Raw genomic sequence first — 24807 nt, forward strand, 5'->3', positions numbered from 1 at the left:
TTTAAGAGAGACAACATGACCTCCACCTCTATTCAGGCGCCGGAGGCGCCGCAGGCAGCAACTCAGAGGCTGCCCTGGTATCGCAAGCTCGGCATGCAAGTGCTGGTGTCGTTGATTTTGGGTATTGCCGTAGGCTTCGTGTTTCCCGCATTTGCTTCCACACTTAAGTTGCTGGGAGACATGTTCCTGTCGTTAATCAAGGCTGGTGTCGCGCCGTTGGTGTTTCTCACCATCGTGCATGGCATCGCGTCGGCGGGGGATGTAAAGAGTGCAGGTCGTGTGGGCTGGCGCGCGATTGTTTACTTTGAAGTTATTTCCACCGTTGCGCTGATGGCAGGCATGTTTGCAGGGAACTTGGTTGAGATCGGCAAGGGCATGGCGCACGTCACTGCCAGTGCAGGTGCTCCCGTAGCCAAAGCAGCGGCGCCTCAAGGCTTCCTGGAGTTCATGGCACACATCGTCCCCGACAACTTTGTAGGAGCCTTTGCCAAAGGCGAACTGCTACAAGTCGTGGTGCTGGCGGTGATGGTCGGCATTGGTATCCTGGCAATTCCTGAGAATCGCCGCACTCCGATTAATGCGGCATTGGACGGCATCTCCGAAGTGCTGTTTGCCTTCATTAATCTAGTGATGAAACTTGCCCCCATCGGCACATTTGGTGCAGTGGCGTACTCAGTGGGCAGCAACGGTAGCGCGGTCCTCATTGCACTGGCGCAGTTCGTGCTGGGTTTTTATGTGTTGGTTGCGCTGTTCATCGCGGTGGTGATGGGACTGGTTGCAAGGATTGCGGGCTTTAGTCTGTGGCGCTTTGTGCGCTACATCAAAGATGAGATTCTGATTGTGTTGGGCACTGCCTCATCAGAGAGCGCGCTACCGCGTCTGCTCATCAAGCTTGAGCGCTTGGGCTGTGCCAAGCAAACAGTGGGGCTGGTGCTGCCAACAGGCTATGCCTTCAACCTGGACGGAACATCCCTGTTCATGGCGATGGGAGTGATGTTCATCTCGCATGCTTATGGAGTTCCGCTAAGCCTCGACCAGCAGATCGGCATTCTGCTGTTGATGCTTCTGACATCCAAGGGCGCCGCCACCGTTTCCGGGGGATCGTTCGTCGTATTTGCAGCCACGGTCACCTCAACAGGCATCCTGCCAGTGGAGGGTCTAGCTGTGATCTTCGGTGTGTATCGTTTTCTGTCGATGGCGATTGCCACTTGCAACACGTTGGGCAACAGCGTGGCCACAGTGGTCGTTGCTAAATGGTCCGGAACCTTCGATGCACAAGCAGCAGAACGGCACCTATACCCAGAGCGCTATCCGCAAAGCGCGGTGGAGGATGCAGCAATGGACGACGGCACGTTGCTGGCCGCAGACGCTCATAGCGCGCTTCCAACCACGGCATTAGCAACACGCTAATTTTTTAACCCAAGGAGACAAACATGAAATCGTTCAAAAAGAACGGTATGGTGGCGCTCGCCCTCATAACCGTCACGGCATGCACCTGGGCACAGGGCTACCCGACAAAGCCCGTCACCTGGATAGTCCCATTTGCAGCTGGCGGGCCCACTGATGCGATGGCACGCAACATTGCCGAGCGGGTTGCACGTGAAGTGGGACAGCCAATCATTATCGAAAATGTTCCCGGCGCCGGTGGGACGGTAGGTGCAGCCAAGGTGGCCAGGGCTCAGCCTGACGGCTACACCATGCTGGTCGGCCACGTGGGCTACATGGGGGCAGCCCCTGCGCTGTACAAAAAGCTGGCCTACGACCCGGTGAAAGACTTTGCACCGGTTTTTCGTTTCCCAGACACGCCATTGGTGCTGATGGTGCGAAAAGAACATCCGGCCAAGGACATAAAGGCCTTGGTCGATTTTGGCAAAGCCAATCCCGACAAGCTGTTCATCAGCAACGCGGGCATGGGTTCCAGCTCACACTTGATCGCAGCATTGTTCGCCTCCACAGCCGACATGAAGGTCTCCCTGGTGCCATACAAAGGTGCGGGCCCTGCGCTAATGGATGTCATCGGCGGTCAGGTGGATGCCATGTTCGACCAGACCAATACAGCCTTGCCACAAATCAAGGAAGCAAAGGTCCGCCCATTAGCCGTGACCTCTAAGGTGCGTCTGCCACAATTAAAGGATGTTCCGACATTGGCTGAGACGGTGATGCCCGGCTTTGATGCCAGCACTTGGTATGGCATCTATGCACCCAAGGGCACACCTCAAGGCGCACTCGATAAGTTTCAAGAGGCATACCTGAAAGCAATGGCCGACAAGACATTTACCGACAAGATGGTCGGCCAAGCTATTCAGCTGCTATCTGCGGAGCAATACACGGGTAAAGCTTTAGGTCAGCACACAGCGACGGAAGTAGCACGTTGGAAGGCCGTGGCAGCAAAATCGCGAATCTCTCTTGAATGATCGGCTCCTAATGACCAAACCGTGCGAACACATAAATTTGTCTGGAGCCTCTACCAAAGGTGAACTAATCAGCATTGGCTAGGTCGTGGAGACCTGGGACCGTTTGAAGTGGGCTAAGCTTGAGATCTAAAGCGGTTGCCCAAACGATACTTCGTTCAATGTCTGCTGTTCGATTGGTCAGCCATTCTGCATGCCAAGCCGGATGGCTGCGCTCACTGAAAAGCAGTCTTTGCATAGCAAGGTTTGAAGGCCTGCAATGGGTCATTAGCTCCAGTTCGCCTCAGGTAAAAGCGGTCATCCGAAATTCGCGACAGTCCAGTGACTTCTTTGAGGTTTGGAGCGGACATCCGTGAAAGTCGAGCTTCAATGACTGCTTTGTGCATTAGTAGTCATTGTCATCTTTGAGTTGAGCTACTGCAGACTGCCTAGACGTGCCGTTCGCGGCTGCCGACCGGACGACAGCTTCTGGCCGAAAGGAGCCTGCTAAGGCAGCGACCTCAATAGCCAGGGGTGATCATCTTCTCGGTCAATCCTTGGTCGAAGGCGTCGGCGCATTGATAGCGAGCATTTGGTACGGATGTTCAATGCTGCCGTTACGCCCATTCACTATTGACCTCGACTGACTTTGAAAATTCAATCGTGCTGATCTCATACGATTCCGACCGACTTTGCGACGGAAGGTGAGATCAGAGAAATCAAGTGCTTACCGCTGACAGTCCGACGAACTTTATTTGCTCAAGTCACCCTCATCGATTGCGCGCGGGGAGTGAGCTAGCTTGCCTCGATCAGGCCCATCAGAACCTGACCCACATCGGCCTCCACCTTGAAAGCCAGCAATGCATCGGCCCTTGTCACGCCTTGATTGATGGCCACGATGGACTTGCCCTGCTCATGTGCAGCCAGCGCAAAACGGTAACCCGAATAGACCATCAATGAAGAGCCTGCGATCAGCACGGCGTCGGCCCTGGCCACTGCCGCCATGCAGGTCTGCACGCGTTCACTCGGCACGGTCTCGCCAAAGAACACCACATCGGGCTTGATCAGGCCTGTCCCGCAATGTGGGCAGGCCGGCACGACAAAGCGGCTGAAGTCCTGGTTTTCCAGATCGGCGTCGCCATCGGGCGCCGGTGCTGCATACAGTTCAACCCAGGCCGGGTTCAGCGCCAGCAGCCGCTGCTGCAGATCGGCGCGGGCAGAGCGCTTGTCGCAGTCCATGCAGCGCACGGTGTCGATGCGCCCGTGCAGGTCCACGATGTTCAGGCTGCCGGCCGCATCATGCAGGCCATCGACATTCTGGGTGATCAGCAACTCCAGCCGGCCTTGCTGCTCCAGTCGCGCCAGTGCCTGATGGGCGGAGCCGGGCCGCGCCTGCCCCATCACGCGCCAGCCCAGCATGGAACGCGCCCAGTAGCGCTGACGCACCAGCACATCGCCCATGAAGGCCTGATAGGTCACGGGCTGGGGGCGCTTCCACTGTCCGTTGCGGTCACGATAGTCAGGGATGCCGACTTCAGTGCTGCAGCCGGCGCCACCAATGACCACCACACGCGGATGCGCATGCAGCCAGTCTTGCAGGCGCCACAGCGCCAGAGCATCCACACAATGGTTCACGGTTTCACTCATTACAGCAGCGGCGACGTCAATCGGGCCACGGAACCGACCAGCCGTCGCCGCAGACCTTTTTCGCTGCGATATTGCACCATTCGAGCCTGGCCCAGGTCGGCCTCGAACTGCGCAGCGATGGCCTGATTCAGCTCTGGCCCGTAGCCGATCACACAGACCTCGTAGTTGAGGAAAAAGCTGCGATAGTCAAAATTGGCCGTGCCGATCATGGCCATATTGTCATCGACCACCAAGGTCTTGGAGTGCAGCATGCTGGCCGCATATTCATAGATATGCACTCCACAGCGAATCAGCTCGTCAAAATAGGAGCGCGCAGCGGCCGTCACCAATAGCGAATCAGACTTCTTCGGCACCAGAATGCGAACCTCCACACCGCGCAGTGCAGCATTGGTGAGAGCCGTCAGCGCGCCTTCGGTCGGCACAAAGTAAGGCGTGGTCAGCAAGATGCGTTGCTGTGCCGCGTTGATGGCCGCAAGATAGGAGCGGTAGATGGCGTCCAGTTGGTCGTCAGGCCCCGAGGTCACGACCTGCATGGGGATGGGGCCGTCTTCGCAATCGGGCAGCAGATCGTCAAGATCGTTGGGCAGCCGGTGCGGATCGTCGCTGCGGGTGTAGGCCCAGTCCTCGAGAAACACTGTCTGCAGCCAGTTGACGACGGAGCCTTCGACCCGGATATGCACGTCATGATAAGCATCGTCACAAATGCGCTCGTTCTCTTCATCGGTGACGTTCACGCCACCCGTAAAGCCCACTTTTCCATCGCAGACCAGAATCTTGCGGTGGGTACGGAAGTTGACCACGGGTCGCAGCCGCCGCCCTATCTTGGCATCGTGAAAGCGCAGTACCTCGGCCCCGGCCTGCTGCAGCGGCTCCAGAAACTTTCGCCCCAGCTTCTTGGAACCCAGGGCGTCCACCAGCAAACGCACCTGCACGCCTGCACGTGCTTTCTCGATCAGCAAATCACGCAAAGCCGTGCCGGTCTGATCGGGCTCGTAGATGTAGTACTCCAGATGCACATGGTGGCGTGCTGCGCTCACGGCATCGGCAATCGCATCAAAGGTCGCCGCGCCACCCACCAGCAACTGCATGGAAGTGGCCGTGCTTACCGGAAAATCGCTGGTCATGCCAACCAGCCGTGCCACCTGACGCAGGCGCTCCTGCTGGGCCGGAATGCGTTCCCTGAGTTTTTGCATGCTGTTGCGCACACGCGAACGCTTGCGCGAGCGCAGCCGCTTGATACGCTGGCGCTTCATGCGTTGCGGACCGAAGTAGTAATAGACCAGCAGACCCACCACAGGTAACGCAGCCATGGACAACAGCCAGCTCAGCGTGGCAATCGGCTGGCTGCGCTGCAGCAAAATCCAGATGCCTACCACGACGACATACAGCGACCAGCCCACGGACAGCCAGAGCTTGACGCTCTCGTGGCTCAGCTGCATTGCTATCCAGTCCAATTGCACACTCCTGTTGTTCGATGAACCATCACCACCATGCCCTCGCAGTATGGCAGCGGCATGGCAGCCTGCGGTGGCCCGCCTGCCCGGGGAAACACCCTCCAGCAGGCGCCATGCTTTTGTACCGCGCTACAAAGAGTATATTGATACGCATGATTTCCGAACTCATCACGACTCTGGCCCAGGCCCGCAAGGCCGCCCGCATCACCCAGGCCGATCTGGCCGAACGTGCCGGCCTGTCACGCATGGCCGTACAACGCACTGAAACCGGCGACGTAGACCCGCGCTTTTCCACTCTGCAGGAAATGGCCCGTGTGCTGAATATGGAGCTGATTGCCGTGCCGGCCGAGCTGCACGCCCAGGTGCTGGCACTGATTCAGCCTCAGACCGGCCAGACGGCTGCAACCGACCGCATCGCCAGTCCGGTGACCGACCAGGATTCGCTATGAGGTCTTACGCATTGTTAACTTGAGAACCCTGTTTGCTCGGCCACAATGGCCCGAGGTTTTTTTGCGCGACATTCAGAGATTTGAGAGATGGCGATTCACAACTGGGATTACGCACCGGAGGCACTGGAGGTACAGGTCAGCGAATTGTTGCTGGCCACGGCAGATCGAAGTGACGAACTGGTCGATGAAAACGTGCGCCTGGTCCTGCAGGAGCTGCGCCAGCACCTCAATATGGAGGTGATTTTTGTCTCCGAGATCCGCAACGGCCAGCGCATGTTCCAGCATGTCGATACCGCCCCCGGCAAGGAATTGATTGCCACTGGCGGCGGCGGTCCCCTGGAGGAGTCGTTTTGCCAGTGCGTGCTCGACGGCATTCTGCCCGGCCTGGTCCAGGATGCGACCAGCCACCCTGCCTTTGCCAAGCTGCCTGCAACTCCTTTTCGCGTGGGCGCCCATCTGAGCACGCCCATCGTGCTGGCCAGCGGCAAGGTCTACGGCACGCTGTGCTGCTTCAGCCAGGCGGCCGATGAAAGCCTGACGGCCAAGGACCTGCAAAAACTCGAATGCGTGGCCAGGATCACGGCCAGGCGAATCGATATCAAGCAGGCCCGGCAGCTCCAGCCGGCCGAAGAAAATCGCACGCCTTGCGGCCCGGCGTCTCCCGGAAAGCTCTGAAAACCAGCTCTCCGGGAAAAAGCTGCGTCAGTTCACCGCCACGCAGACCTGGCGCTGCTCGCCCAGCCCATCGGCACCCAGCCGCACCACATCGCCGGGCTTGAGAAAGACGGGCTCCGGCTTTTGTCCCAGACCCACGCCCGCAGGCGTTCCGGTGAGAATCACATCGCCGGCCTCCAGCGTCATGAACTGGCTGATATAGCTGATGATCTCGGGCACGCCAAAGATGAAATTGCTGGTATTGCTGCTTTGCATGCGCTGGCCGTTCACTTCCAGCCACAGGCCCACGCGATGCGGATCGGTAATTTCGTCGGCCGTCACCAGCCAGGGGCCCAGCGGCGCAAACGTGTCATGGCTCTTGCCCTTGGTCCAGGTGCCGCCACGCTCCAATTGCCAGCCGCGCTCGGACACATCGTTGGCCAACAGATAGCCGGCCACATGGGACAGAGCCTGCGCCTCGGTCACGCGCCGCGCGCGGCTGCCGATGACAACGCCCAGCTCCACCTCCCAGTCGACCTTGTCCGCGCCCTGCGGAATCTGCACCGCATCGCCAGGACCGCAGATCGCCGTCACGGCCTTCATGAACAGCACGGGTTCGCCCGGCGCTGGCAGTCCGGCCTCAGCCGCGTGGTCAGCATAGTTGAGGCCCGCACAGACCAGCTTGCCCACCTGTGCCACGGGGCAGCCCAGGCGTGGCCTTCCGTCAACCTTGGGCAAACGGCTCCAGTCCGTATGCCGTATGCGCTCCAGCGCATCGGGACCTAGCTGGCCCGGGCCCCAATCGGGCACCAGGGCCGATGCATCACGCAGCACGCCGTCGGCGTCCAGCACGCCCGGGCGCTCCGCACCCGCGCTGCCATAGCGAAGCAGTTTCACGATGGTTGTCTCCTTATGAATCGGTCAGTGTCGCCCTCTAAGGCCTTCATCATGCAATATCGAACAGGCGGCCCCAGCCCTTGACGGCGGAAGGATCACGCCCGGCCGCGCGCAGCATGCCCCAGACCGTGGTACTCACAGTATCGAGCAGCGGCACTCCCCAACGGCGCTCCACCTCTTCGGCCAGGTGCGCAGCGCGCAAATTGGTGCAGTAAGTCACGACGGCGTCAGGTTTGCCTTCTTCGATCACGTTGCCGATGAGTTGCAGCAGTTGCTCAGGCTCCACCAGCGCAAAGCTGTGGTTGACCGAGATGTCCAGATGGCGCTCTGCCGTGGTCTCGACGCCTGCGGCGCGGTAGTTGTTGATGATGCATTGCTGCACGTCCGCCGTGTACGGGCTGACGATGGCCAGCTTCTTCACGGAGAGCTTTTCCATCAGCTGATTGAGTGCCAGGATGGCCGTCGTGGCCTTGATGCCAGTGCGCTCGGTAATACGCTCGCACAGCCGCATGTCGGTCTCAAAGCCGCGCCATCCTGCGGCCGTGCCGCTCCAGCCGATCACATCCACCTTGGCATCGGCCAGCAGCTCGGCGGCGGCCAGGATCTTGCTGTCATCAAACTGGTTCAGTGCCCCCTCGGCCAGCGAAATCTCAGTCACCGTGAAGCGCGAAAAATGGGCCGAGCAGTTGCCGGCACTGGCAGCCAGCGCGCTGGTCAGAGGCTCCAGCGCGGTGTTGGAAGAAGGCGTGAGCACGCCCAGGCATGTCGTAGTTGCAGTCATCTTGTTTGTCTCCGTTGTATGGCCAACCGGCAAACCGGTTGGCCGGCATTGTTCACCTCACTCGAATAAACGTCAACAATATTGTTGACAATAAATCAAAGTTCAATCACTCAAAGTTATCTATCAAGAAAGTCTTCACTTCGTCACCGCCTTTCGCCTCACAGCATATTTCAGAGAAAAATTCCCAAATAAGTGTTTACGATATTGTTGACAATATTATCGACATTTAGATTTCGACCTCACATCGAACAACCAACCAACCGATGGAGCGAGACCCGAGATGCAAAACCCAACCACACTTGCCGCGCCACAGGCGGCGGCAGCGCCGACCAAGGTGCGCTGGAAGATCTTCCTGATGATGCTTTTCCTGATCGCGGTCAATTACATTGACCGCGCATCGCTGTCCGTGGCCATGCCCATGATCGCCAAGGAGTTCGATCTCAGCCCTGCCGTTCAGGGCCTGCTGATGAGCTCCTTCTTCTGGACCTATGCCTTCATGCAGATTCCCGGCGGCATGCTGGCCGACCGTTTCGGCCCACGCGTGGTCATCGTCTGCTCCACCCTGGGTTGGGGCTTCTTCCAGGCCATCGCCGCAGCTTGCACCGGCTGGGTGTCGCTGCTGATCACCCGTCTGGGTCTGGGCGCCTCCGAGGCCCCCATCTACCCCGCAGGCGGCAAGCTCAACGGCATCTGGATGACCCAGAACGAACGCGGCCGCGGCGCCACACTGCTGGACGGTGGCGCACCTCTTGGTGCCGCCTTGGGTGCGCTGATCATCGCCGGCCTGCTGACCCACTTCGACTCCTGGCGCGTGTCCTTCGTCGTCGCGGGCGTTGGCACCATGATCGCGGGTGTCTTTGCCTGGTGGTATATCCGCAACCATCCCCGTGAGCACGCAGGCGTCAATGAAGCCGAAGCTGCCTTCATCGAGGAAGCACATGCCGCCGACCTCGCCGCCGAGCCCGCCCATGCCAGCGGCAAGGTGATGGACTTCTTCAAGTACCGCTCGGTATGGGGCATGTTCTTCGGCTGGATGTGCTTCAACGCGTTGTTCTACGGCCTGCTGACCTGGATGCCCACCTACCTGTCCAAGGTGCATGGCATGGACATCAAGCAGATGGGCGGCGCCGTGTTCATCATGTTCTTCTCCGGCTTCGTCGGTGAGATGGTCGGCGGCTGGATTGCCGACAAGTGGAAGGCTGCGGGCGCTTCGCAAGCCAAGGTGCTGCGCACGCTGTTCGGTATCGCCTCGATCATCGCCACCATCGCCATCTACAACGTGGCCCGCTTCAAGGACCCCGTGACCATCGTGATCCTGCTGTCGGTAACGCTGTTCTTCCTGCGCTGGTGCGGTCTGTTCTGGTGCGTTCCTTCCATTCTGGGCACCCGCAAGCGCGTCGGCTTCCTGGGTGGCGTCATGAACCTGGGCGGCAACTTCACCGGCATCGGCGTACCCATTCTGGTGGGCGTGATCGTGCAGGCCACCGGCTCCTACGACATGGCCATGATGCTCTTCGCTGCCGCGGGCGCAGGCCTCTTCGTCTGCTCGTCGATCGTGATCGACTACAGCAAGAAGATCCCGGTCTAAGTACCGCCCCCGCCTCGCCTGGACACTTTGATGGAGAACCCCATGCCCTTGCCCACACGCCGAGCCTTGGCCCTGACCTGCGCCACGGCCATCGCCTCAACCCTGAGCGCATATGCCGCCACGCCAGCCAGCCGCAACTCTGTCGCCGTCCAGGCGAGTCCCGATTTCCCTGCTGCCGCCCCCGAGTCCGTAGGCGTGGATTCGCGCCCTCTGGTGCAGTTGTCCGAGATGATCCGCAAGGAAAACCTCGACGTGCGCAGCTTTCTCGTCGTCAAGGACGGCAAGCTGATCTATGAGCGCTACAGCCAGGGCCTGACGCGCAACCACAACTACGAGCTGTACTCCATCACCAAGAACGTGACGGCCCTGGCCGCCGGCGTTCTGGTGGACGAGGGCCGCAGCAAGCTCGACGAGAAAGTGGCGCCCATCTTGGCCAAGGCCCGCCCCGACCTCCAGGACGCCTTCTCCGACAAGCAATCCATCGAACTGCGGCATGTGCTGTCCATGTCCACGGGCCTGGTCTATAACTTCAAGCCCACCGACGACCCCATCTACTACGGCGCCCCCGATCGTCTCAAGCTGGCGGCCGAAACTACGCCCAAGGTAACACCCGGCACGAGCTTCGACTACACCGACGTCAACCCCATCCTGGCCAGCGCCACGCTGGGAGCCGACGCCGGTATGCCACTGCAGGACTTTGCGAAGGAGAGACTCTTCAAGCCCATGGGCATGAGCCATTACGCCTGGGAGCGGGCTGACGACAAAGGCCTGGTCTCCTCCGGCTGGGGGCTGCGCCTGCGCGCCGTGGACATGGCCAAGCTAGGCCAGCTGGTGCTGACCGGCGGCCGCTGGGACGGCAAGCAGATCGTCTCCCAGGCCTGGGTCCGCACCATGACCGCGCCCGCCTCGGCGCCATGGTATGGCTATTACTGGTGGATCAACGACATCGTCGCCACCGAGCCCGAAACCCACGCCATGGGCTTCAAGGGCCAGTTCATTGTGGTATTGCCCGAGCGCAATGCCGTGGTGGTCATGACCAGCATGCTGCCCATCGAAGGCGGCCTGCGCGAATCCCGGAACGTGCTGGCCATCCGCCGCATGATCAATGACTACGTGCTGCCCGCGCTGAGCAACCAGGCCCATGCCAAACCCACGCCCGCCCGCCACAAGGCGTTGGCGCGCGAACTCGAACTCGCATCACAACACCAGGGCAAGTCCGGAGCACCGGCAGACCCTACCGACACCCCGAAACTCTGATATTCAGCATGAAATCCAGCGAATTTGATCTCGTAGTGCGCAATGCGCGCGTTGCCACCGCCAGCGACATCTTTGAATCCGATATAGCCATCCGCGACGGCAAGATTGTCCAACTGGGCACCAACCTGCCCGCCGGCACCCGCGAATATGACGCTGCCGGCCGCGTGGTCACGCCCGGCGGCATCGACGCCCACTGCCACCTGGACCAACCCATGGAACCGCCGGTGCGCATGGCCGACAACTTCGACAGCGGCACGCGCGCCGCGGCCTGCGGCGGCACCACCACCGTGATTCCGTTCGCGGCCCAGGCCAAGGGCCAGTCGCTACGCGCGGCCGTGGAGGACTACCACCGCCGCGCCGACGGCAAGGCCCACGTGGACTACGGTTTCCACATGATCGTCAGCGACCCCACGCCCGAAGTACTGGAAAACGAACTGCCCGCGCTGATCCGCGAAGGCTATACATCCTTCAAGATCTACATGACCTATGACGATCTGAAGCTCGATGACGGCCAGATCCTCGACGTGCTGGACGTGGCTCGCAAATACGATGCCACGGCCATGATCCATGCCGAGAATGCCGACTGCATCCAGTGGCTGACCAAGCGCCTGGAAGCCAGCGGCCGCAAGGCCCCTTGCTATCACGCAGTCTCGCGCCCCATGTTGGTGGAGCGCGAAGCCACCCACCGCGCCATTGCCCTGTCCGAGTTGGCCGACGTGCCCATTCTCATCGTCCACGTGTCGGGCCGCGAAGCCGTGGAGCAGATCCGCTGGGCCCGCTCCCACGGCATGAACATCATGGCCGAAACCTGCCCGCAATACCTGTTCCTCAGCGCCGAGGATCTGGGCATAGACGACAGTTACCAGGGCGCCAAGTGCGTGTGCAGCCCACCGCCGCGCGATCAGGCCAACCAGGAAGTGATCTGGAACGGGCTGAACGACGGCCTGTTCACCGTGTTCTCCTCGGACCATGCGCCGTTCAACTACGATTCACCCGAAGGCAAGAAGCCCAATGGCGAGGAGGTGTCCTTTGGTCACATTCCCAACGGTATTCCTGGCATCGAGACCCGCCTGTCGCTGCTCTACACGCATGGTGTGCTGACGGGCCGCATGACACTCAACCGCTTCGTGGAGCTGACCTCCACCAACCCGGCCAAGGTCTACGGCCTGCACCCGCGCAAGGGCAGCATTGCCATCGGCGCCGATGCCGACCTCGTGGTCTGGCAGGAAGGCGAACGCGCCATCAGCAACCGCGATCTGCACCACAACGTGGACTACACGCCTTATGAAGGCCAGCAGCTCAAGGCCTGGCCCTGCCTCACCCTGTCTGCGGGACAGGTAGTCTGGGACGGCGAGCAATTCCACGCCCGCGCCGGCAGCGGCCGCTTCCTGCAGCGCGGCGCGCCCACACTGCTGCCCAAGCGCCACCAGGCCCGCTTCTGAAACTTCAGCACGAACACACCATGAAACTGCTCATCATCAACCCCAATATCTCCGAGAGCGTCACCGCGCTCATCGAGAAAGAGGCCAGGCTGGCCGCCGCGCCAGGCACGGAAATCACCATGCTGACAGCCCCCATGGGGGTGGCCTATATCGAGACACGCTTCGAGGCCATGATTGCCGCCTACGCCGTGGCCGAGCTGGCCGCAACCCATGCCGCACAGCATGACGCCGTCATCGTGGCGGCCTTTGGCGATCCGGGCCTCGAAGGCCTGCGCGAGGCCCTGGACATCCCCGTGCTGGGCATGACCGAGTCCGCGCTCATGAGCGCCTGCATGCTGGGCAAACGCTTTTCCATCATCGCCATCTCCAGGCGCATTACCGCCTGGTACCGAGATATGGTCGAGCGCAACGGACTCATAGACCGACTGGCCAGCATTCGCTGCCTGGACGAGCCTCTGCGAGATATCGGAAGTGTGCAGGATGACCATGCAGCACGCCTGCAGGCCTTGTGCGAAGCAGCGGTCAGCGAAGATGGCGCCGATGTACTGATCATTGCCGGCGCCCCGCTGGCGGGCCTGGCACGCTCCATCAAGCAGAGTTTGCCGGTGCCAGCCGTCGATGGCGTCTCCAGCGCCGTCAACCATGCGCAGAGCCTGGTCTCGCTGGCTCCCGCTGCAGCACGCGCCGGCAGCTTTGCCAAACCACCACGCAAGGACTTCAAGAACCTCCCCCCGGGGCTCACCCAGCTATTGAAGCAGCTGCCCTGAACACTCTGCGGGATAACCTCAATCGGGACGTTCGAAGCCGACATGCTGTGTGACACTAGAATTCACCAGCATGTCGACAAAAAACACTACAAAAGTGAACAATCGAAGCAACACATCTCGATCTGAAATTACCGTGGATGAAATGGCAGCCCGCATTGCCACAGCCATCCATGAGCACCGCCTGCTGCCGGGAACCAAGCTCGGCGAAGACAGGCTGGCCAATATCTTCAACACCAGCCGGGCTCGCGTGCGCGAGGTCCTTGCCCGCATGGCCCGCGACCAGATGGTGGAGCTGTTTCCGCAGCGCGGAGCCTTTGTCGCCAAGCCCAGCATCGAGCAGGCGCTGGACGTCTTCGAAGCACGCAGGCTGATAGAGCCAGGCATTGTGCGGCGCCTCGTACTGAACATGGACAACAGCAAGATCCGACGCCTGCAGACCCATTTGAAGCAGGAGCGCGAAGCACGTGCCAATTCCGACAAGCGAGCCACGGTTCGCCTGTCCGGCGAGTTTCATGTTCTGCTTGCCGAACTGGCCGGCAACTCCGCGCTGCTGCGCAGCATGCGTGAACTGTCCACGTTGACCTGCCTGACGATCTCGCTGTATGAATCGGCTGTCAACACCTGCTGTCTGGTGGACGAGCACGAGGCCGTGGTTGATGCCATCGTCGCGGGCAATGGCGAGCAGGCAGAGCAGCTGATGCTCAGCCACCTGGACCACATACAGGGCAGCCTGCGCCTGGAGGCCGATGCCGACGACGCTGATCTGGAGCAGATACTGGGCGACCTCTGATCACAGTCGGCGTCGCGATCCGGCGACGGGAGCCATCGAAGTGATCGATACGCCCTTCTCGACTGGAGATGGCTGACAGCTATCCGGGCAGGGGCGTCCGCATTAGCATCCACGGCTGATCGCCATCACTTTCTCCAGAGGCCTTGAGGCCGTTTCAATGAGCGCACCCGCCCCACATTCCTTGCCGCAAGCCGAGCGGCCACGCCCGCGCCACCTGCGTGAACTGTTCTGGTCACTGACCTTTCTGGCATTGCAGGGCTTTGGCGGTGTGCTGGCCGTGGTGCAGCGCGAACTGGTCGAAAAGCGCCAATGGCTGAGCAATGAGGAGTTCATGGAGGACTGGGCCGTGGCGCAGATCATGCCCGGCCCCAATGTGGTGAATCTTTCCATCATGCTGGGCGAACGCTACTTCGGCTGGCGCGGCGCCATCGTGGGGTTGTGCGGAATGTTGGCTTTCCCCATGCTGGTGGTCATCAGCCTCACCCTGATCTATACCCAGTTCGCGGCCAACCCGGCCGTGGCCGGAGCCCTGCGCGGCATGGGCGCCGTGGCGGCAGGGCTGGTCGCGGGCATGGGTCTGAAGCTGGCTGGCACGCTGCGCAAGCACCCGCTGGGCAAGTGGTATTGCGCAGGGCTGGCCATCGCCGCCTTTGTGCTGGTGGCCGTGCTGCGCCTGCCGCTGTTCTGGGCCTTGCTGCTGGTGGGCGCAACAGGCTGCGTGCTGACCTACCGGAGGCTGGCATGAGCACGCTGGTGATCGAGCTGCAGACCGTGGACTGGCTGCATCTTTTTGCCTATTTCCTGACGCTGTCGCTGATGGCCGTGGGTGGAGCCATCACCGCTGCGCCCGATATGCACCGCTATCTGGTCGACGGCAATCGCTGGCTGTCGGAAACCCAGTTCACCAGCTCCATCGCCATTGCCCAGGCCGCCCCTGGCCCCAATGTGTTGTTCATCGCCCTGCTGGGCTGGAACGTGGGTCTGAATGCGGGAGGCGGCGCCGGCCCGGCGGCCTGGGGCCTGGGAGCACTCGGAGTTGCCGTATGCATGGTGGGCATTTTGCTGCCCAGCTCGCTGCTGACCTGGCAGGCCTCGCGCTGGGGTCAGCGCAACCGGGACAAACGCGGCGTGCGCGCCTTCAAGCAAGGCATGGCTCCGCTGGTGATCGGTCTGCTGCTCGCCACAGGCTGGCTGCTGGGCAGCGCCAGCGGCAACCCTGGCAGGGACTGGAAGCTATGGCTGCTGAGCCTTGCATGCACATTGCTGGTATGGCGCACACGCATTCATCTGCTGTGGCTGCTGGCTGCCGGCGCGGCGCTGGGTGCGCTGGGCTGGGTGTAAACGCAGTACCGCCCCCGGGGTCGGAAGATCGGCGTCAACCGCCAAAGCAGTCTCCTCACTGAGACAGCCGCTAGCAATCCAATGCCAGCCTACTCGGGACTAGCCAGCAGCAAGGGCAGCACCTGTGCCGATGGCATGGCGATCATCTGGTCGGCCACCGAGTCCAGCTCGCTGGCATGCGGGTTGATGATGACCACGCGCGCCCGGTTGCGCCGTGCGATCTTGGCCAGACCTGCTGCCGGGTAGACTGCGCCCGACGTGCCGATCACCAGCATCAGCTGACATTGCTCTGCCGCCTGCTCCGCCCTGGCCCAGGTCTGGCTGGGCAGAGACTCGCCAAACCACACGACGGCAGGCCGCAGCAAATTGCCGCAGGCGGCGCAATGAGGCGGCTCGCCCGGGACAGCCTGCTCCAGGTCACATAACGCACAACGGCGATTCAGCCAGCGATTCCTGCTCAGCTCCCCATGCAGGCTCAGCACATCTTCACTGCCCGCCTGCTGGTGCAGACCATCCACATTCTGCGTGATGAGTGTCATTCGACCGGGATGCTGTCGCGCCCAACGCGCCAGCGCCAGGTGCCCCTCATTGGGAGTCACCTTGGCAACCAGCGCACGTCGGTGCTCGTACCAGCGCCAGACATGAGCCGGATCGCGGCGGTACCCCGCCTCGCTGGCCATTTCCTCGGGCTTGAACTGGGACCAATACCCGTCTGCATCCTCCCTGAAAGTGGGCACTCCCGACTCGGCGCTGACACCGGCCCCGGTCAGCACGGCCAGTCGCTGAGCCTCGCCCAGCCAGCGACGTACGCAGGCAATCGCACCCAAGGACGTCGAAGAATTGTCAATAAGTGCTTGAACCAAGGCTATAACCTCAAAAATCGAGTTGCAACGTGGAATACTTGAATTTCTCTGCGGAGCTTCTTCTTTGCCTGATATTGCACCACACCAGCATATGAACGAATCGGGCCAATTGTTCGCACTTCAGCAAGCCATGACGCCTGCAGCATTGGCATGGGGTCTTGTTGATGTCCAGACATTGGAACTGCGCTTTGCCAATCCTGCATTGCAGCGCCTTCTGCAGCCCAGTCGTCAGGCACCCGGCATTCCCGAGCGCGAGATTCTGGAAACAGCCAGGCTGGCTATCAGGCAGTGCATGGAGACAGGCCTGGAAGCGACTGCAAACTTGCCCGATCACCCCGGGCTCTGGCATTTTTCGCCGATTCAAGGCAATGGCGCGGCAAAAGCGGTGCAATGCTATGTATTGCCGACCGAAACCTCGTTTCGTGAACCCGATGACGAACTCGGGCTGGGGCATGTCAACCGCTTTGAGGACTTTCTGGACCACCTGCCCTACCAGGTCTGGATTGCAACACCCCATGGAGAGGTGACCTGGCTCAATCGGGCCCTGCATGAATACGCCTACCGGGAAGTACGCCTCCTGAGTCTTCGTGAAGGCATATGGATTGATATCGTGCATCCCGACGATCTGGCGACCGTCAACACCGGGTTGTCGCGCGCCCTGATCACCGAAAAGCCGACGGGATACCGGCTGCGCATCAAGCGCCATGACGGACAGTTCCACTGGTTTTTTTCATCGCTGTCTCCCGTCAAGAATGCGCAGGGCAGGATTCTCTACTGGGTCGGCGCCAACCTGGGCATAGACAGCGTCCGGCAATCCGAGAATCAGCTGCGCGACCAGATCACCACGCTGAGCCACCAGCTGAGACTCAAGCAGCAGGCGCTGGATCAGGCCGAAACCTACCTCGCCCAAGCCCAGAAAATGGGCATGGTGAACCAGTTGTCTGCCGGTGTCGCGCATGACATGAAGAACCTGCTTTTCATCACCGGCCTGCATGCCGGCATGCTGGAAAAGCAGCTGGGCGAGCCCGAGCAGCTCGAACATGTGGATGTGATACTCAACACCATCCAGAAAGCAGGCAGCCTGGCATCGCATCTGACGGGGTTCAGCAGTCGCAAATCCATGCAGCTGGCTGCCGCCGACCCCCGCGCACTGGTGCAGGATCTGGAGCCGCTGCTGAGCAAGGCCGTCGGCCAGAACGCTGAACTGCAGCTGCACATGGCGAGCAGCATCTGGCCCATCAGCGTGGACAAGCTGTATTTCGAGAACTCGCTGATCAATCTCTGCATCAACGCGCGTGATGCTACCGAAGAGCAGGGCCAGATCACGCTCACAGCGGAGAACGTGCTGCTCAAGCGCGCCAGCCATGCGGGCGACTACGTAATGATCAGCGTGGCCGACAACGGCATGGGCATGAGTGAAGAGATCAAGGCCCGCATCTTCGACATGTTCTTTACCACCAAGCCCGAAGGCAAGGGCGCGGGCCTGGGCCTGCCCATGGTCAAGAACTTCATGGACCATGTCCAGGGCCTGATCGAAGTGGAAAGCACTCCAGGCCTGGGAACCATCGTGAGCCTGTACTTTCCGCGCGCGCAACCGGTCGTGCCGCAGAGCCCGCAAGCCTCGGCCCCAGCGGGCCGGCAGGAAACGATTTTGCTCATCGAGCCCGATCTGGCCACGCGCAATGCCATGGCCCAGGTGCTCTACGGACTTGGCTATCAGGTCGTGACCGCATATTTACCCGAAGTCGCGCTGCGCTATATCAACAGCGGCATGAAGGTGGATCTCATCATTGCCGCCGATGAGTTTTCCGGTGCCTTGAGCATCGCAAAAATGCAGGAAAAGCTGGCCCGGGAGCATGTTCTCATTCCGCTCATCCTCATGACCAGCAGCGAAGAGGCCGAAGTGCCACATGCCCAGGAATGCCGCTACGTGGTGCTGAGCAAGCCGATGGAGATTGGCGAGCTGGCACGCACCGTACAGCGCATGCTGCATCCGGACTGCACGACGCCAGCCGATCTGCCCGCCGTCTGAGAACGGTTCGGCCGCCCGCAAAAAAAGGCGCCACTGCTCTCGCAGTCGCGCCTTGCTTTCGCTTTCAGCGGCCGGACCAGCCGGCTCAGACCTTGATCGCCACGGCCGCTGCCAGACGCTGGCGCAACGCCTCATACAGGCATACCCCGCTGGCGACCGACACATTCAGGCTTTCCACCGCGCCCTGCATGGGGATGCTGACCAGCGCATCGCAGGTCTTGCGAGTAAGCTGGCGCATGCCATCGCCCTCGGCCCCAAGCACCAGCGCTGTCGGGCCGGTCAGATCCATCTGGTAGAGATGTTTGTCGGCATCGCCGCTGGTACCGATGATCCAGATGCCGCGCTCCTTGAGTTCCTTGAGCGTGCGTGCCAGATTGGTGACCATGAAGTAAGGCACGGTCTCGGCCGCGCCGCTGGCCACCTTGGCCACGGTGGCATTGATGCCGGCCGCGTGGTCCTTGGGAGCGATCACGGCATGCACGCCGGCACCATCGGCTACACGCAGGCAGGCCCCCAGGTTGTGCGGATCGGTCACACCGTCGAGCACCAGCAGCAGCGGGGCCTTCACCCCCTCCTCCTCCAGGTCGTCGAGCAGCTCGTCGAGCGTGCGCGTGTCCTTGACTTCTTCCACGCGTGCAGCCACGCCCTGATGGCCGTGAGAGCCGGCGAGCTTGGCAAGGCGCAGGGCATCGGCCTCGATCAGACGCACCCCGGCTTCCTTGGCACGTTCCAGAAACTGGCGCATGCGCGCATCGCGGCGCGAAGCCTCGAAATAGACTTCGATGATGGATTGGGGGGCGGTCTTCAGACGCACGCCTACGGCGTGAAAGCCGAAAAGAACTTTGGGGGACGACATGGGGCCACATTATCCCGGCGTTTACGGCAGACCTGAGACTCGCAGGGCCATGTCTGGGCTGACAGCTGAGGTTTTCCATTGCCGCTACACTGCGCCCCCAACGGGCAAGGCACCGGCTCATCAAGCAGCACCAGCATGGCTTTTTCTGAGTGCGAGTCTTCACATGAAGCTCCACTGCCACCCAGAACGACTGGCAACAGGCTTGGGCCTGCTGCCCCTGCATTCACGCATATCGCCTCTTCATGTCCGGCATGAGGAGGCCTACGTGTTTGCATCCCCCTCCAATTCCATAACGAATACCCAGCATGCTCAACGCCTTGCTCGATTGGTTCAACCGCAGCAGCCTGGTGCTGCAGATTCTGATTGCCCTGATTCTGGGCGGCCTGGTGGCCTGGCTGTGGCCGGCCGCCGCCCAGTCGGTTTCCCTGTTGGGCAGCTTGTTCATTGCCGCGCTCAAGGCTGTCGCTCCGGTTCTGGTGCTGCTGCTGGTCATGGCGGCCGTCAGCAGCCACCGCCCCGGCCAGGAAACGCAAATCAAGCCAGTGCTCTGGCTGTACGTCATCGGCACGCTGGCGGCGGCCTGCGTGGCCGTTGCAGCCAGCGCGCTCTTTCCCTCGGTGATTCACTTTCGTGAAGCGCCCAAAGTCCAGAGCGTACCCGGCGAGATCAGCCAGGTGCTGAGCACCGTCGTCCAAAGCCTGTTCGACAACCCCGTCAATGCACTGCTGAACGCCAACTACATCGGCATTCTGGCCTGGGCTATCGCGCTGGGCTTGGCACTACGCCACGCCACGCCCACCACCCGCACCATGGTGGAGGACTTTGGCCATGCCATCACCCGCGTGATTCAAGGCGTGATTCGCCTGGCCCCCTTCGGCATCTTCGGCCTGGTGGTCGCCACCTTCTCCTCCGGCGGGCTGGAAGCACTCAAGGACTACGCCCACCTGCTGGCCGTGCTGGTCGGCTGCATGGTGTTTGTGGCATTGGTGATCAACCCAGTCATTGTCTGGACACAGACTCGCCGCAACCCCTACCCGCTGGTGCTGACCTGCCTGCGCGAAAGCGCAGTGACCGCCTTCTTCACGCGCAGCTCGGGAGCCAACATTCCCGTCAATCTGGCCTTGTCCCAGAAGCTCAGGCTCGACGAGAACACCTACAGCATCTCCATCCCGCTGGGCGCCACCATCAATATGGCCGGCGCTGCCGTCACCATCAGCGTGCTGACACTGGCCGCTGCCCATACGCTCAATATCTCGGTGGACATTCCCACGGCCATACTGCTGTGCGTGGTCTCTGCGGTCTGTGCCTGCGGTGCCTCGGGCGTACCCGGTGGCTCGCTGCTGCTGATTCCGCTGGCCTGCAGCCTGTTCAACATCCCCAACGATGTGGCAATGCAGGTGGTGGGTGTCGGCTATGTGATCGGCGTGATTCAGGATTCGACCGAGACAGCCCTCAATTCCTCGACCGACGTGCTGTTTACCGCAGCCGCCTGCCGCGCCGCAGAGCGCAGGGCCGGACTGGAAGTCGCGCGCATCTGAGGCTTGAGCTCAGAATCTACTGATTTGATAGCTGCAAGCGATTATTTGATAAGTGCTAACACCCAAAAAGGCCTGTGATCACACAGGCCTTTTGGTTTTTCAGACAGAGCGCCCGGCTTCTATGGTGATGCTGCGATCACATTGCGCCGCAATCTCGCGGTCATGCGTCACCAGAATCAGAGTCGTGCCGCGCTCGCGGTTGAGTGCAAACATCAGCTCCATGATGGTCTGGCCCGTGGCGAAGTCCAGACTGCCCGTGGGCTCGTCGGCCAGCAGCACGGCCGGCTCCACCACAAAAGCACGCGCCAGGGCCACGCGCTGCTGCTCGCCGCCCGACATCAGCCTGGGATAGTGATTGAGGCGCTGCCCCAGGCCCACGCGCTCCAGCATCTGCGAAGCTCGCGCTCTCGCATCGCGCTGACCCGCCAGCTCCAGAGGCAGCATGACGTTTTCCAGCGCCGTGAGATTGCCCAGCAACTGAAAGCTCTGGAAGACAAAGCCCATCTTCTGCGCCCGCACCGCCGCCCTGTCGTCCTCGCTGAGCGCAAACAGATCCTGGCCCAGCAAACGGACCGTGCCGCGGCTGGGGGTATCGAGGCCGGCCAGAATCGACAGCAAAGTGCTTTTACCCGAGCCGGAGGCACCCACAATGGCAACGGTTTCGCCGGCCGTGAAACTCAGATTGATATCCCGCAAAATATCCAGCACGCCTGTGGAATCGCTCACCGATTTGGACAGTTGCTCAACGGCAATCAAAGGAATGGCAAGAGTTGTGGACATGAATCAATTGAATAGCAAAAACGTCAAGAGTCGCAACCAGCACTTTGCACTGCAGCGCCGTCACTGTATCGCTGTTGCTCTGTCGCTCGCCATTTCAGGGGCTTGCGGTGCGGCAGTGGCCTCATCGCCCGCCAGGAACAAGGAGCCAGCCAAGGCCGCTCCCGGCGCGAAACCCGGCCCGGTGCTGGTGCTGGTGCTTGGCGATTCTCTGAGCGCCGAATACGGCCTGACGCGCGGCAAGGGCTGGGTGCAGTTGCTGCAGCAGCGCATGAATGACGAAAAGAATCCGCGCAAGGTGGTCAATGCCAGCATCAGCGGCGAGACCACGGCCGGCGGCAGAGCGCGCCTGGCGTCGCTGCTCAGGCAGCATGAGCCGGGCATCTTGATTCTGGAGCTGGGCGGCAACGACGCATTGCGCGGCCTGGCGCTGCAGAGCACTCAGCAGAATCTGGAAGTCATGATCAAGGCCGCCAGGGAGGCCGGGGCCCAGGTGCTGCTGGTGGGCATGCAGGTACCGCCCAACTATGGAGCGACATATACCGAGCAATTTGCCGAGATGTTCAGGAGCATTGCCGACGCGCAAAAGCTGCCGCTGGTGCCGTTTCTGCTGTCGGGCATCGGCGATGCGGCGGACGCCGAGCGATGGTTTCAGAGCGACCGCATTCACCCCAATGCCCAGGCTCAGCCACAGATGCTGGCCAATGTCTGGCCCAAGCTCAGGCCATTGCTGAAATAAGTGACGGCCGCGCGGCCTCAGTCGCCGCTGCCTCCACCATCACCGCCAGAGTCGCCGCCGTCCGAGCTGCAGGCACTCTCGTTGCTGCCCGAGCCGCAAAAATAGCTGTCGTTGAAGACGTCGCGGCCGTCCTCGCGGCTGCTCGCCGAAGTCCAGGTCAGCTGCGAATCGGTGCTGTGGCCCGAAGCGCCTGGCTGGGGCGTAAAGACTTTTTTCAACCAGTTCCAGAACTCCATGACATCCCCCTCATTGCGCCTCAAGCAGGGTCCTCCTTGCTTTCGGCGCGGACGCTGGCTTTATAGGCATGCCAGCTGGTACAACCCAGCAGCGGCCCGATGACGATCAGACCTGCACTGTAGAAGAACAGCGAGACCGCGATCAACACGGTGATGATCAGCCCCCACAGCAGCATCACACCCGTGTTGGCACCCACCACGCGCATGCTGGTGATGCAAGCCGTCAAGGCATCGGTATCCAGATCGAGAATGGCGGGCAGTGAAACCACCATGCTGGCAAACACCAAGGCAGCAAATATCCCGCCAACCGCGGTGTAGCCCAGCAGGAACTCCCAGTTCTCGGGCCGCAGCAGGGTCTGCAGCAGGGTTGCCGTACTGGGCATGCCGGTATCGAACGAGATGGCGAACACCACCATGGCGGCGCGCCCCCAGAGCATCTCCAGCACCATCAGCACCATGACCAGCATGCCCATGCTGGCCAGATGCTTGTCCCAGCAGGTCAACGACTCCGACAGCAGCACGGGCTTGCCCTGCCCCAGTTGCTTGCTGACGTAGTACAGGCCCATGGCCAGGAAGGGGCCTACCAGCAGACAGCCGCTGGCCATGGACATCAGATATTCGGGGCTGGAGCGAAACACCCAGGCCATCAGACGCGCCATGCCCCAGAAACACAGGCCGTAGAACAACGCAATCATTGGTGCGCGACGCACATCGCCCAGGCCCAGCAGCAGCCATTGCCAGGGCTCGCTCCAGCGCAGTTGCAGAATCTGCAGATTGCCGGACTCGGCCTTGACCTCGGAAACAGGGGAAGCTTGCATGCGAGACCCTCCTTGTCGCCCGTACCGCGCCTCGGTGGCGGCAGCTGACAGGAACAAGTTACCCGCTCAACCTCGAATCTGCATTGCGGAAAGCCCGCATGCCGGCCTCCGCATTTCACTATGAAAACAAGAGCTTATAGCGCCCGTCTTTTATTGACTTCAGTCAATAAAAGCATTGAAATCGCTTCTCGGCAAGCGCTTCCAGCTCCTATTTAAATAGCTTCAACCAAAGGCCCTGAGCAGGGCCTGGGCCAGGTCGGCCTGCAGATCGCTAGTATCCTCAAGGCCGATGGCAAAGCGCACCACGGTGCCCGCCTTGATATGGGGTGTGGCACGGCTGCGCATCTCGGGCAGCTCATAGGGCACGACCAAGCTCACAGGCCCGCCCCAGCTGTAGCCCAGCTTGAACAGGCTCAGGCTGTCACATAAGCGATCGACGGCTGCCTGGTCGAAGCGCTCGTCGATGACCACGCTGAACAGACCGGCGGCCACGCCATCCTGGCCCTGCCCTTGTCCGCACAGCTGCTTCCAGCAAGCGTGGCCCGGGGCATCAGGCATGGCGGGGTGCAGCACCTGCGCCACGGCACTCTGGGTGGCCAGCCACTGCGCCAACTGGCGTGCCGAGCGATCCTGCGCGTGATAGCGCAGACCGATGCTGGGCAGGCTGCGCAGCACGGCTTCGGCGTCGTTGCCGCTCACGCCCAGACCCAGACGCATGTGCGCGAGCTTGATGCGCATATGCAGGGGCTGGTTGCGCGTGATGATGCTGCCCATCAGCACATCACCGCCGCCGCTGGGGTATTTGGTCAGGGCATGGACCGTGACATCGACGCCCAGGCTGCCATCGCCCAGCAGGTCGAAGGGACGGAAAGCCAGACCCGCGCCCCAGGTGTTGTCCAGCACCATGGTCACGCCCCTGGCCCGGCACAGGCGCACCTGCTCGACGAGATCGGGGAACTCCATGGTTACCGAGCCAGGAGCCTCCAGCCAGACCAGCTTGGTGGCCGGAGTAATCTTGGCCGCCAGGTCTTCGACGCACATGGGGTCGTAGTACTGATGGCGAATGCCGAAATGGGCCAGCTCGCCCTCGGTCAGCGTCTTGTTGGGACCGTATGCGTTATCGGGCACCAGCACCTCGTCGCCCGTCCTGAGCAGCGCCAGCGACACCGTGGCAATCGCGGCCAGACCGCTGGGTACCAACAGGCATTGCAGACCGCCCTCCAGCGATGCCAGACGTTCTTCCAGGGCGTAGGTCGTTGGCGTGCCATGCAGACCGTAGGTGTAGCTGCTCTTGTCCAGCCAGCGGCGCTCGCGCATGGCCTGCACATTCTCGAAGTACACGGTCGAGGCCTTGTGCACGGCAAGCTGCGGGCCTTCGAAGTCCGTGGGAGGCTTGTAGGGATGATGGATCAGATGGGTGGAAAGCTTGTGGTCGGCTTGGGTCATGCCCTGATCTTAGTGCCATGCAGCCACAAAAAAGCCAGAGGGCTT

General features: G+C 61.3%; 24 protein-coding genes. 14 read left to right on the forward strand and 10 right to left on the reverse strand.

The features are described 5' to 3' along the window. Positions 1 to 15: 15 nt before the first annotated feature. Positions 16 to 1410 (forward strand): cation:dicarboxylase symporter family transporter, encoded by a 1395-nt coding sequence (locus AAIL66_RS14390; protein WP_343497035.1) that lies wholly within the window; start codon positions 16 to 18, stop codon positions 1408 to 1410. Positions 1411 to 1457: 47 nt separating this feature from the next. Beyond that, the gene (locus AAIL66_RS14395; RefSeq protein ID WP_343497088.1) at positions 1458 to 2414 is read left to right on the forward strand and encodes a tripartite tricarboxylate transporter substrate binding protein BugD; all 957 of its coding nucleotides are present in this window, start codon (positions 1458 to 1460) and stop codon (positions 2412 to 2414) included. A 771-nt stretch (positions 2415 to 3185) separates the two neighbouring features. On the opposite strand, the gene AAIL66_RS14400 is transcribed toward AAIL66_RS14395, so the two are convergent. Next, positions 3186 to 4037 (reverse strand): NAD-dependent protein deacetylase, encoded by an 852-nt coding sequence (locus tag AAIL66_RS14400; protein WP_034377651.1) that lies wholly within the window; start codon positions 4035 to 4037, stop codon positions 3186 to 3188. After that, the gene (gene cls / locus AAIL66_RS14405) at positions 4037 to 5491 is read right to left on the reverse strand and encodes a cardiolipin synthase (protein ID WP_080746242.1); all 1455 of its coding nucleotides are present in this window, start codon (positions 5489 to 5491) and stop codon (positions 4037 to 4039) included. The genes AAIL66_RS14400 and cls overlap by 1 nt, the downstream gene beginning before the upstream one ends. Positions 5492 to 5643: 152 nt before the next feature. On the opposite strand from cls, the gene AAIL66_RS14410 reads away from it, so the two are divergent. Together AAIL66_RS14410 and AAIL66_RS14415 are read left to right on the forward strand one after the other, a co-directional pair. After that, complete coding sequence (locus AAIL66_RS14410) at positions 5644 to 5940, forward strand: helix-turn-helix transcriptional regulator (RefSeq protein ID WP_343497036.1); 297 nt, start codon at positions 5644 to 5646, stop codon at positions 5938 to 5940. An 87-nt stretch (positions 5941 to 6027) separates the two neighbouring features. Next, on the forward strand, positions 6028 to 6615 hold the full coding sequence (locus tag AAIL66_RS14415) for a GAF domain-containing protein (RefSeq protein WP_343497037.1): 588 nt from the start codon (positions 6028 to 6030) through the stop codon (positions 6613 to 6615). Positions 6616 to 6642: 27 nt separating this feature from the next. Here the strand turns inward: AAIL66_RS14415 and AAIL66_RS14420 are convergent, their stop codons facing one another. Both AAIL66_RS14420 and AAIL66_RS14425 read right to left on the reverse strand, forming a co-directional pair. Beyond that, positions 6643 to 7491 (reverse strand): fumarylacetoacetate hydrolase family protein, encoded by an 849-nt coding sequence (locus AAIL66_RS14420; protein WP_343497038.1) that lies wholly within the window; start codon positions 7489 to 7491, stop codon positions 6643 to 6645. Positions 7492 to 7540: 49 nt separating this feature from the next. Beyond that, entirely contained in the window at positions 7541 to 8272 is a 732-nt protein-coding gene (locus AAIL66_RS14425; RefSeq protein WP_034377656.1) for an aspartate/glutamate racemase family protein, read from the reverse strand. Between the two features lie 280 nt (positions 8273 to 8552). On the opposite strand from AAIL66_RS14425, the gene AAIL66_RS14430 reads away from it, so the two are divergent. The 7 genes from AAIL66_RS14430 (at position 8553) to AAIL66_RS14460 (ending at position 15457) form a co-directional block, all read left to right on the forward strand. Then, a complete protein-coding gene (locus AAIL66_RS14430) occupies positions 8553 to 9860 on the forward strand; it encodes an MFS transporter (protein WP_343497039.1) in 1308 nt (435 codons plus the stop codon). Positions 9861 to 9902: 42 nt separating this feature from the next. Then, positions 9903 to 11117, forward strand: a complete 1215-nt coding sequence (locus tag AAIL66_RS14435; protein ID WP_343497040.1) for a serine hydrolase — start codon at positions 9903 to 9905, stop codon at positions 11115 to 11117. An 8-nt stretch (positions 11118 to 11125) separates the two neighbouring features. Next, positions 11126 to 12559 (forward strand): dihydropyrimidinase, encoded by a 1434-nt coding sequence (gene hydA / locus AAIL66_RS14440; protein ID WP_343497041.1) that lies wholly within the window; start codon positions 11126 to 11128, stop codon positions 12557 to 12559. Between the two features lie 20 nt (positions 12560 to 12579). After that, on the forward strand, positions 12580 to 13326 hold the full coding sequence (locus AAIL66_RS14445) for an aspartate/glutamate racemase family protein (protein ID WP_034409890.1): 747 nt from the start codon (positions 12580 to 12582) through the stop codon (positions 13324 to 13326). 142 nt (positions 13327 to 13468) lie between these two features. Beyond that, the gene (locus AAIL66_RS14450) at positions 13469 to 14116 is read left to right on the forward strand and encodes a GntR family transcriptional regulator (RefSeq protein WP_034377661.1); all 648 of its coding nucleotides are present in this window, start codon (positions 13469 to 13471) and stop codon (positions 14114 to 14116) included. 157 nt (positions 14117 to 14273) lie between these two features. Further along, a complete protein-coding gene (locus tag AAIL66_RS14455; protein WP_034377662.1) occupies positions 14274 to 14861 on the forward strand; it encodes a chromate transporter in 588 nt (195 codons plus the stop codon). After that, on the forward strand, positions 14858 to 15457 hold the full coding sequence (locus AAIL66_RS14460) for a chromate transporter (protein ID WP_059440365.1): 600 nt from the start codon (positions 14858 to 14860) through the stop codon (positions 15455 to 15457). The genes AAIL66_RS14455 and AAIL66_RS14460 overlap by 4 nt, the downstream gene beginning before the upstream one ends. Before the next feature lie 89 nt (positions 15458 to 15546). Here AAIL66_RS14460 and AAIL66_RS14465 read toward each other — a convergent pair whose 3' ends face one another. Beyond that, positions 15547 to 16320 carry an NAD-dependent deacylase gene (locus AAIL66_RS14465; RefSeq protein ID WP_343497042.1) on the reverse strand — a complete coding sequence of 258 codons (774 nt, stop codon included), beginning with the start codon at positions 16318 to 16320 and terminating at the stop codon, positions 15547 to 15549. A gap of 91 nt (positions 16321 to 16411) precedes the next feature. Between AAIL66_RS14465 and AAIL66_RS14470 the strand changes: the two genes are divergently transcribed. Then, on the forward strand, positions 16412 to 18352 hold the full coding sequence (locus AAIL66_RS14470) for a hybrid sensor histidine kinase/response regulator (protein WP_034409895.1): 1941 nt from the start codon (positions 16412 to 16414) through the stop codon (positions 18350 to 18352). Between the two features lie 85 nt (positions 18353 to 18437). Here AAIL66_RS14470 and rlmB read toward each other — a convergent pair whose 3' ends face one another. Further along, positions 18438 to 19208, reverse strand: coding sequence for a 23S rRNA (guanosine(2251)-2'-O)-methyltransferase RlmB (rlmB, locus tag AAIL66_RS14475; RefSeq protein ID WP_034409896.1), 771 nt, complete (start codon positions 19206 to 19208; stop codon positions 18438 to 18440). Between the two features lie 305 nt (positions 19209 to 19513). Here rlmB and sstT point away from each other — a divergent pair, with 305 nt between their 5' ends. Further along, complete coding sequence (sstT, locus tag AAIL66_RS14480; protein WP_343497043.1) at positions 19514 to 20746, forward strand: serine/threonine transporter SstT; 1233 nt, start codon at positions 19514 to 19516, stop codon at positions 20744 to 20746. 99 nt (positions 20747 to 20845) lie between these two features. On the opposite strand, the gene AAIL66_RS14485 is transcribed toward sstT, so the two are convergent. After that, positions 20846 to 21526, reverse strand: coding sequence for an ABC transporter ATP-binding protein (locus tag AAIL66_RS14485; protein ID WP_003069470.1), 681 nt, complete (start codon positions 21524 to 21526; stop codon positions 20846 to 20848). On the opposite strand from AAIL66_RS14485, the gene AAIL66_RS14490 reads away from it, so the two are divergent. After that, the gene (locus AAIL66_RS14490; protein WP_343497044.1) at positions 21525 to 22262 is read left to right on the forward strand and encodes an arylesterase; all 738 of its coding nucleotides are present in this window, start codon (positions 21525 to 21527) and stop codon (positions 22260 to 22262) included. The two genes, AAIL66_RS14485 and AAIL66_RS14490, sit on opposite strands and share 2 nt — an antisense overlap. Positions 22263 to 22279: 17 nt before the next feature. Here the strand turns inward: AAIL66_RS14490 and AAIL66_RS14495 are convergent, their stop codons facing one another. The 3 genes from AAIL66_RS14495 to AAIL66_RS14505 form a co-directional block, all read right to left on the reverse strand. Then, positions 22280 to 22498, reverse strand: a complete 219-nt coding sequence (locus AAIL66_RS14495) for a hypothetical protein (RefSeq protein ID WP_034409900.1) — start codon at positions 22496 to 22498, stop codon at positions 22280 to 22282. Between the two features lie 20 nt (positions 22499 to 22518). After that, positions 22519 to 23316 (reverse strand): DUF2189 domain-containing protein, encoded by a 798-nt coding sequence (locus AAIL66_RS14500; RefSeq protein WP_343497045.1) that lies wholly within the window; start codon positions 23314 to 23316, stop codon positions 22519 to 22521. Positions 23317 to 23538: 222 nt separating this feature from the next. After that, complete coding sequence (locus tag AAIL66_RS14505) at positions 23539 to 24762, reverse strand: PLP-dependent transferase (protein WP_343497046.1); 1224 nt, start codon at positions 24760 to 24762, stop codon at positions 23539 to 23541. Positions 24763 to 24807 lie beyond the last annotated feature (45 nt).

Source organism: Comamonas sp. F1-6, assembly GCF_039581415.1.
Classification (GTDB): domain Bacteria; phylum Pseudomonadota; class Gammaproteobacteria; order Burkholderiales; family Burkholderiaceae_C; genus Comamonas; species Comamonas thiooxydans.

Coding starts and splice junctions, on each gene's coding strand:
- AAIL66_RS14390 (WP_343497035.1), top strand. CDS start 16: ATGACCTCCACCTCTATTCAGGCGCCGGAGGCGCCGCAGGCAGCAACT.
- AAIL66_RS14395 (WP_343497088.1), top strand. CDS start 1,458: ATGGTGGCGCTCGCCCTCATAACCGTCACGGCATGCACCTGGGCACAG.
- AAIL66_RS14400 (WP_034377651.1), bottom strand. CDS start 4,037: ATGAGTGAAACCGTGAACCATTGTGTGGATGCTCTGGCGCTGTGGCGC.
- AAIL66_RS14410 (WP_343497036.1), top strand. CDS start 5,644: ATGATTTCCGAACTCATCACGACTCTGGCCCAGGCCCGCAAGGCCGCC.
- AAIL66_RS14415 (WP_343497037.1), top strand. CDS start 6,028: ATGGCGATTCACAACTGGGATTACGCACCGGAGGCACTGGAGGTACAG.
- AAIL66_RS14425 (WP_034377656.1), bottom strand. CDS start 8,272: ATGACTGCAACTACGACATGCCTGGGCGTGCTCACGCCTTCTTCCAAC.
- AAIL66_RS14430 (WP_343497039.1), top strand. CDS start 8,553: ATGCAAAACCCAACCACACTTGCCGCGCCACAGGCGGCGGCAGCGCCG.
- AAIL66_RS14435 (WP_343497040.1), top strand. CDS start 9,903: ATGCCCTTGCCCACACGCCGAGCCTTGGCCCTGACCTGCGCCACGGCC.
- hydA (WP_343497041.1), top strand. CDS start 11,126: ATGAAATCCAGCGAATTTGATCTCGTAGTGCGCAATGCGCGCGTTGCC.
- AAIL66_RS14445 (WP_034409890.1), top strand. CDS start 12,580: ATGAAACTGCTCATCATCAACCCCAATATCTCCGAGAGCGTCACCGCG.
- AAIL66_RS14450 (WP_034377661.1), top strand. CDS start 13,469: ATGGCAGCCCGCATTGCCACAGCCATCCATGAGCACCGCCTGCTGCCG.
- AAIL66_RS14455 (WP_034377662.1), top strand. CDS start 14,274: ATGAGCGCACCCGCCCCACATTCCTTGCCGCAAGCCGAGCGGCCACGC.
- AAIL66_RS14460 (WP_059440365.1), top strand. CDS start 14,858: ATGAGCACGCTGGTGATCGAGCTGCAGACCGTGGACTGGCTGCATCTT.
- AAIL66_RS14470 (WP_034409895.1), top strand. CDS start 16,412: ATGAACGAATCGGGCCAATTGTTCGCACTTCAGCAAGCCATGACGCCT.
- rlmB (WP_034409896.1), bottom strand. CDS start 19,208: ATGTCGTCCCCCAAAGTTCTTTTCGGCTTTCACGCCGTAGGCGTGCGT.
- sstT (WP_343497043.1), top strand. CDS start 19,514: ATGCTCAACGCCTTGCTCGATTGGTTCAACCGCAGCAGCCTGGTGCTG.
- AAIL66_RS14490 (WP_343497044.1), top strand. CDS start 21,525: ATGAATCAATTGAATAGCAAAAACGTCAAGAGTCGCAACCAGCACTTT.
- AAIL66_RS14485 (WP_003069470.1), bottom strand. CDS start 21,526: ATGTCCACAACTCTTGCCATTCCTTTGATTGCCGTTGAGCAACTGTCC.
- AAIL66_RS14495 (WP_034409900.1), bottom strand. CDS start 22,498: ATGGAGTTCTGGAACTGGTTGAAAAAAGTCTTTACGCCCCAGCCAGGC.
- AAIL66_RS14500 (WP_343497045.1), bottom strand. CDS start 23,316: ATGCAAGCTTCCCCTGTTTCCGAGGTCAAGGCCGAGTCCGGCAATCTG.
- AAIL66_RS14505 (WP_343497046.1), bottom strand. CDS start 24,762: ATGACCCAAGCCGACCACAAGCTTTCCACCCATCTGATCCATCATCCC.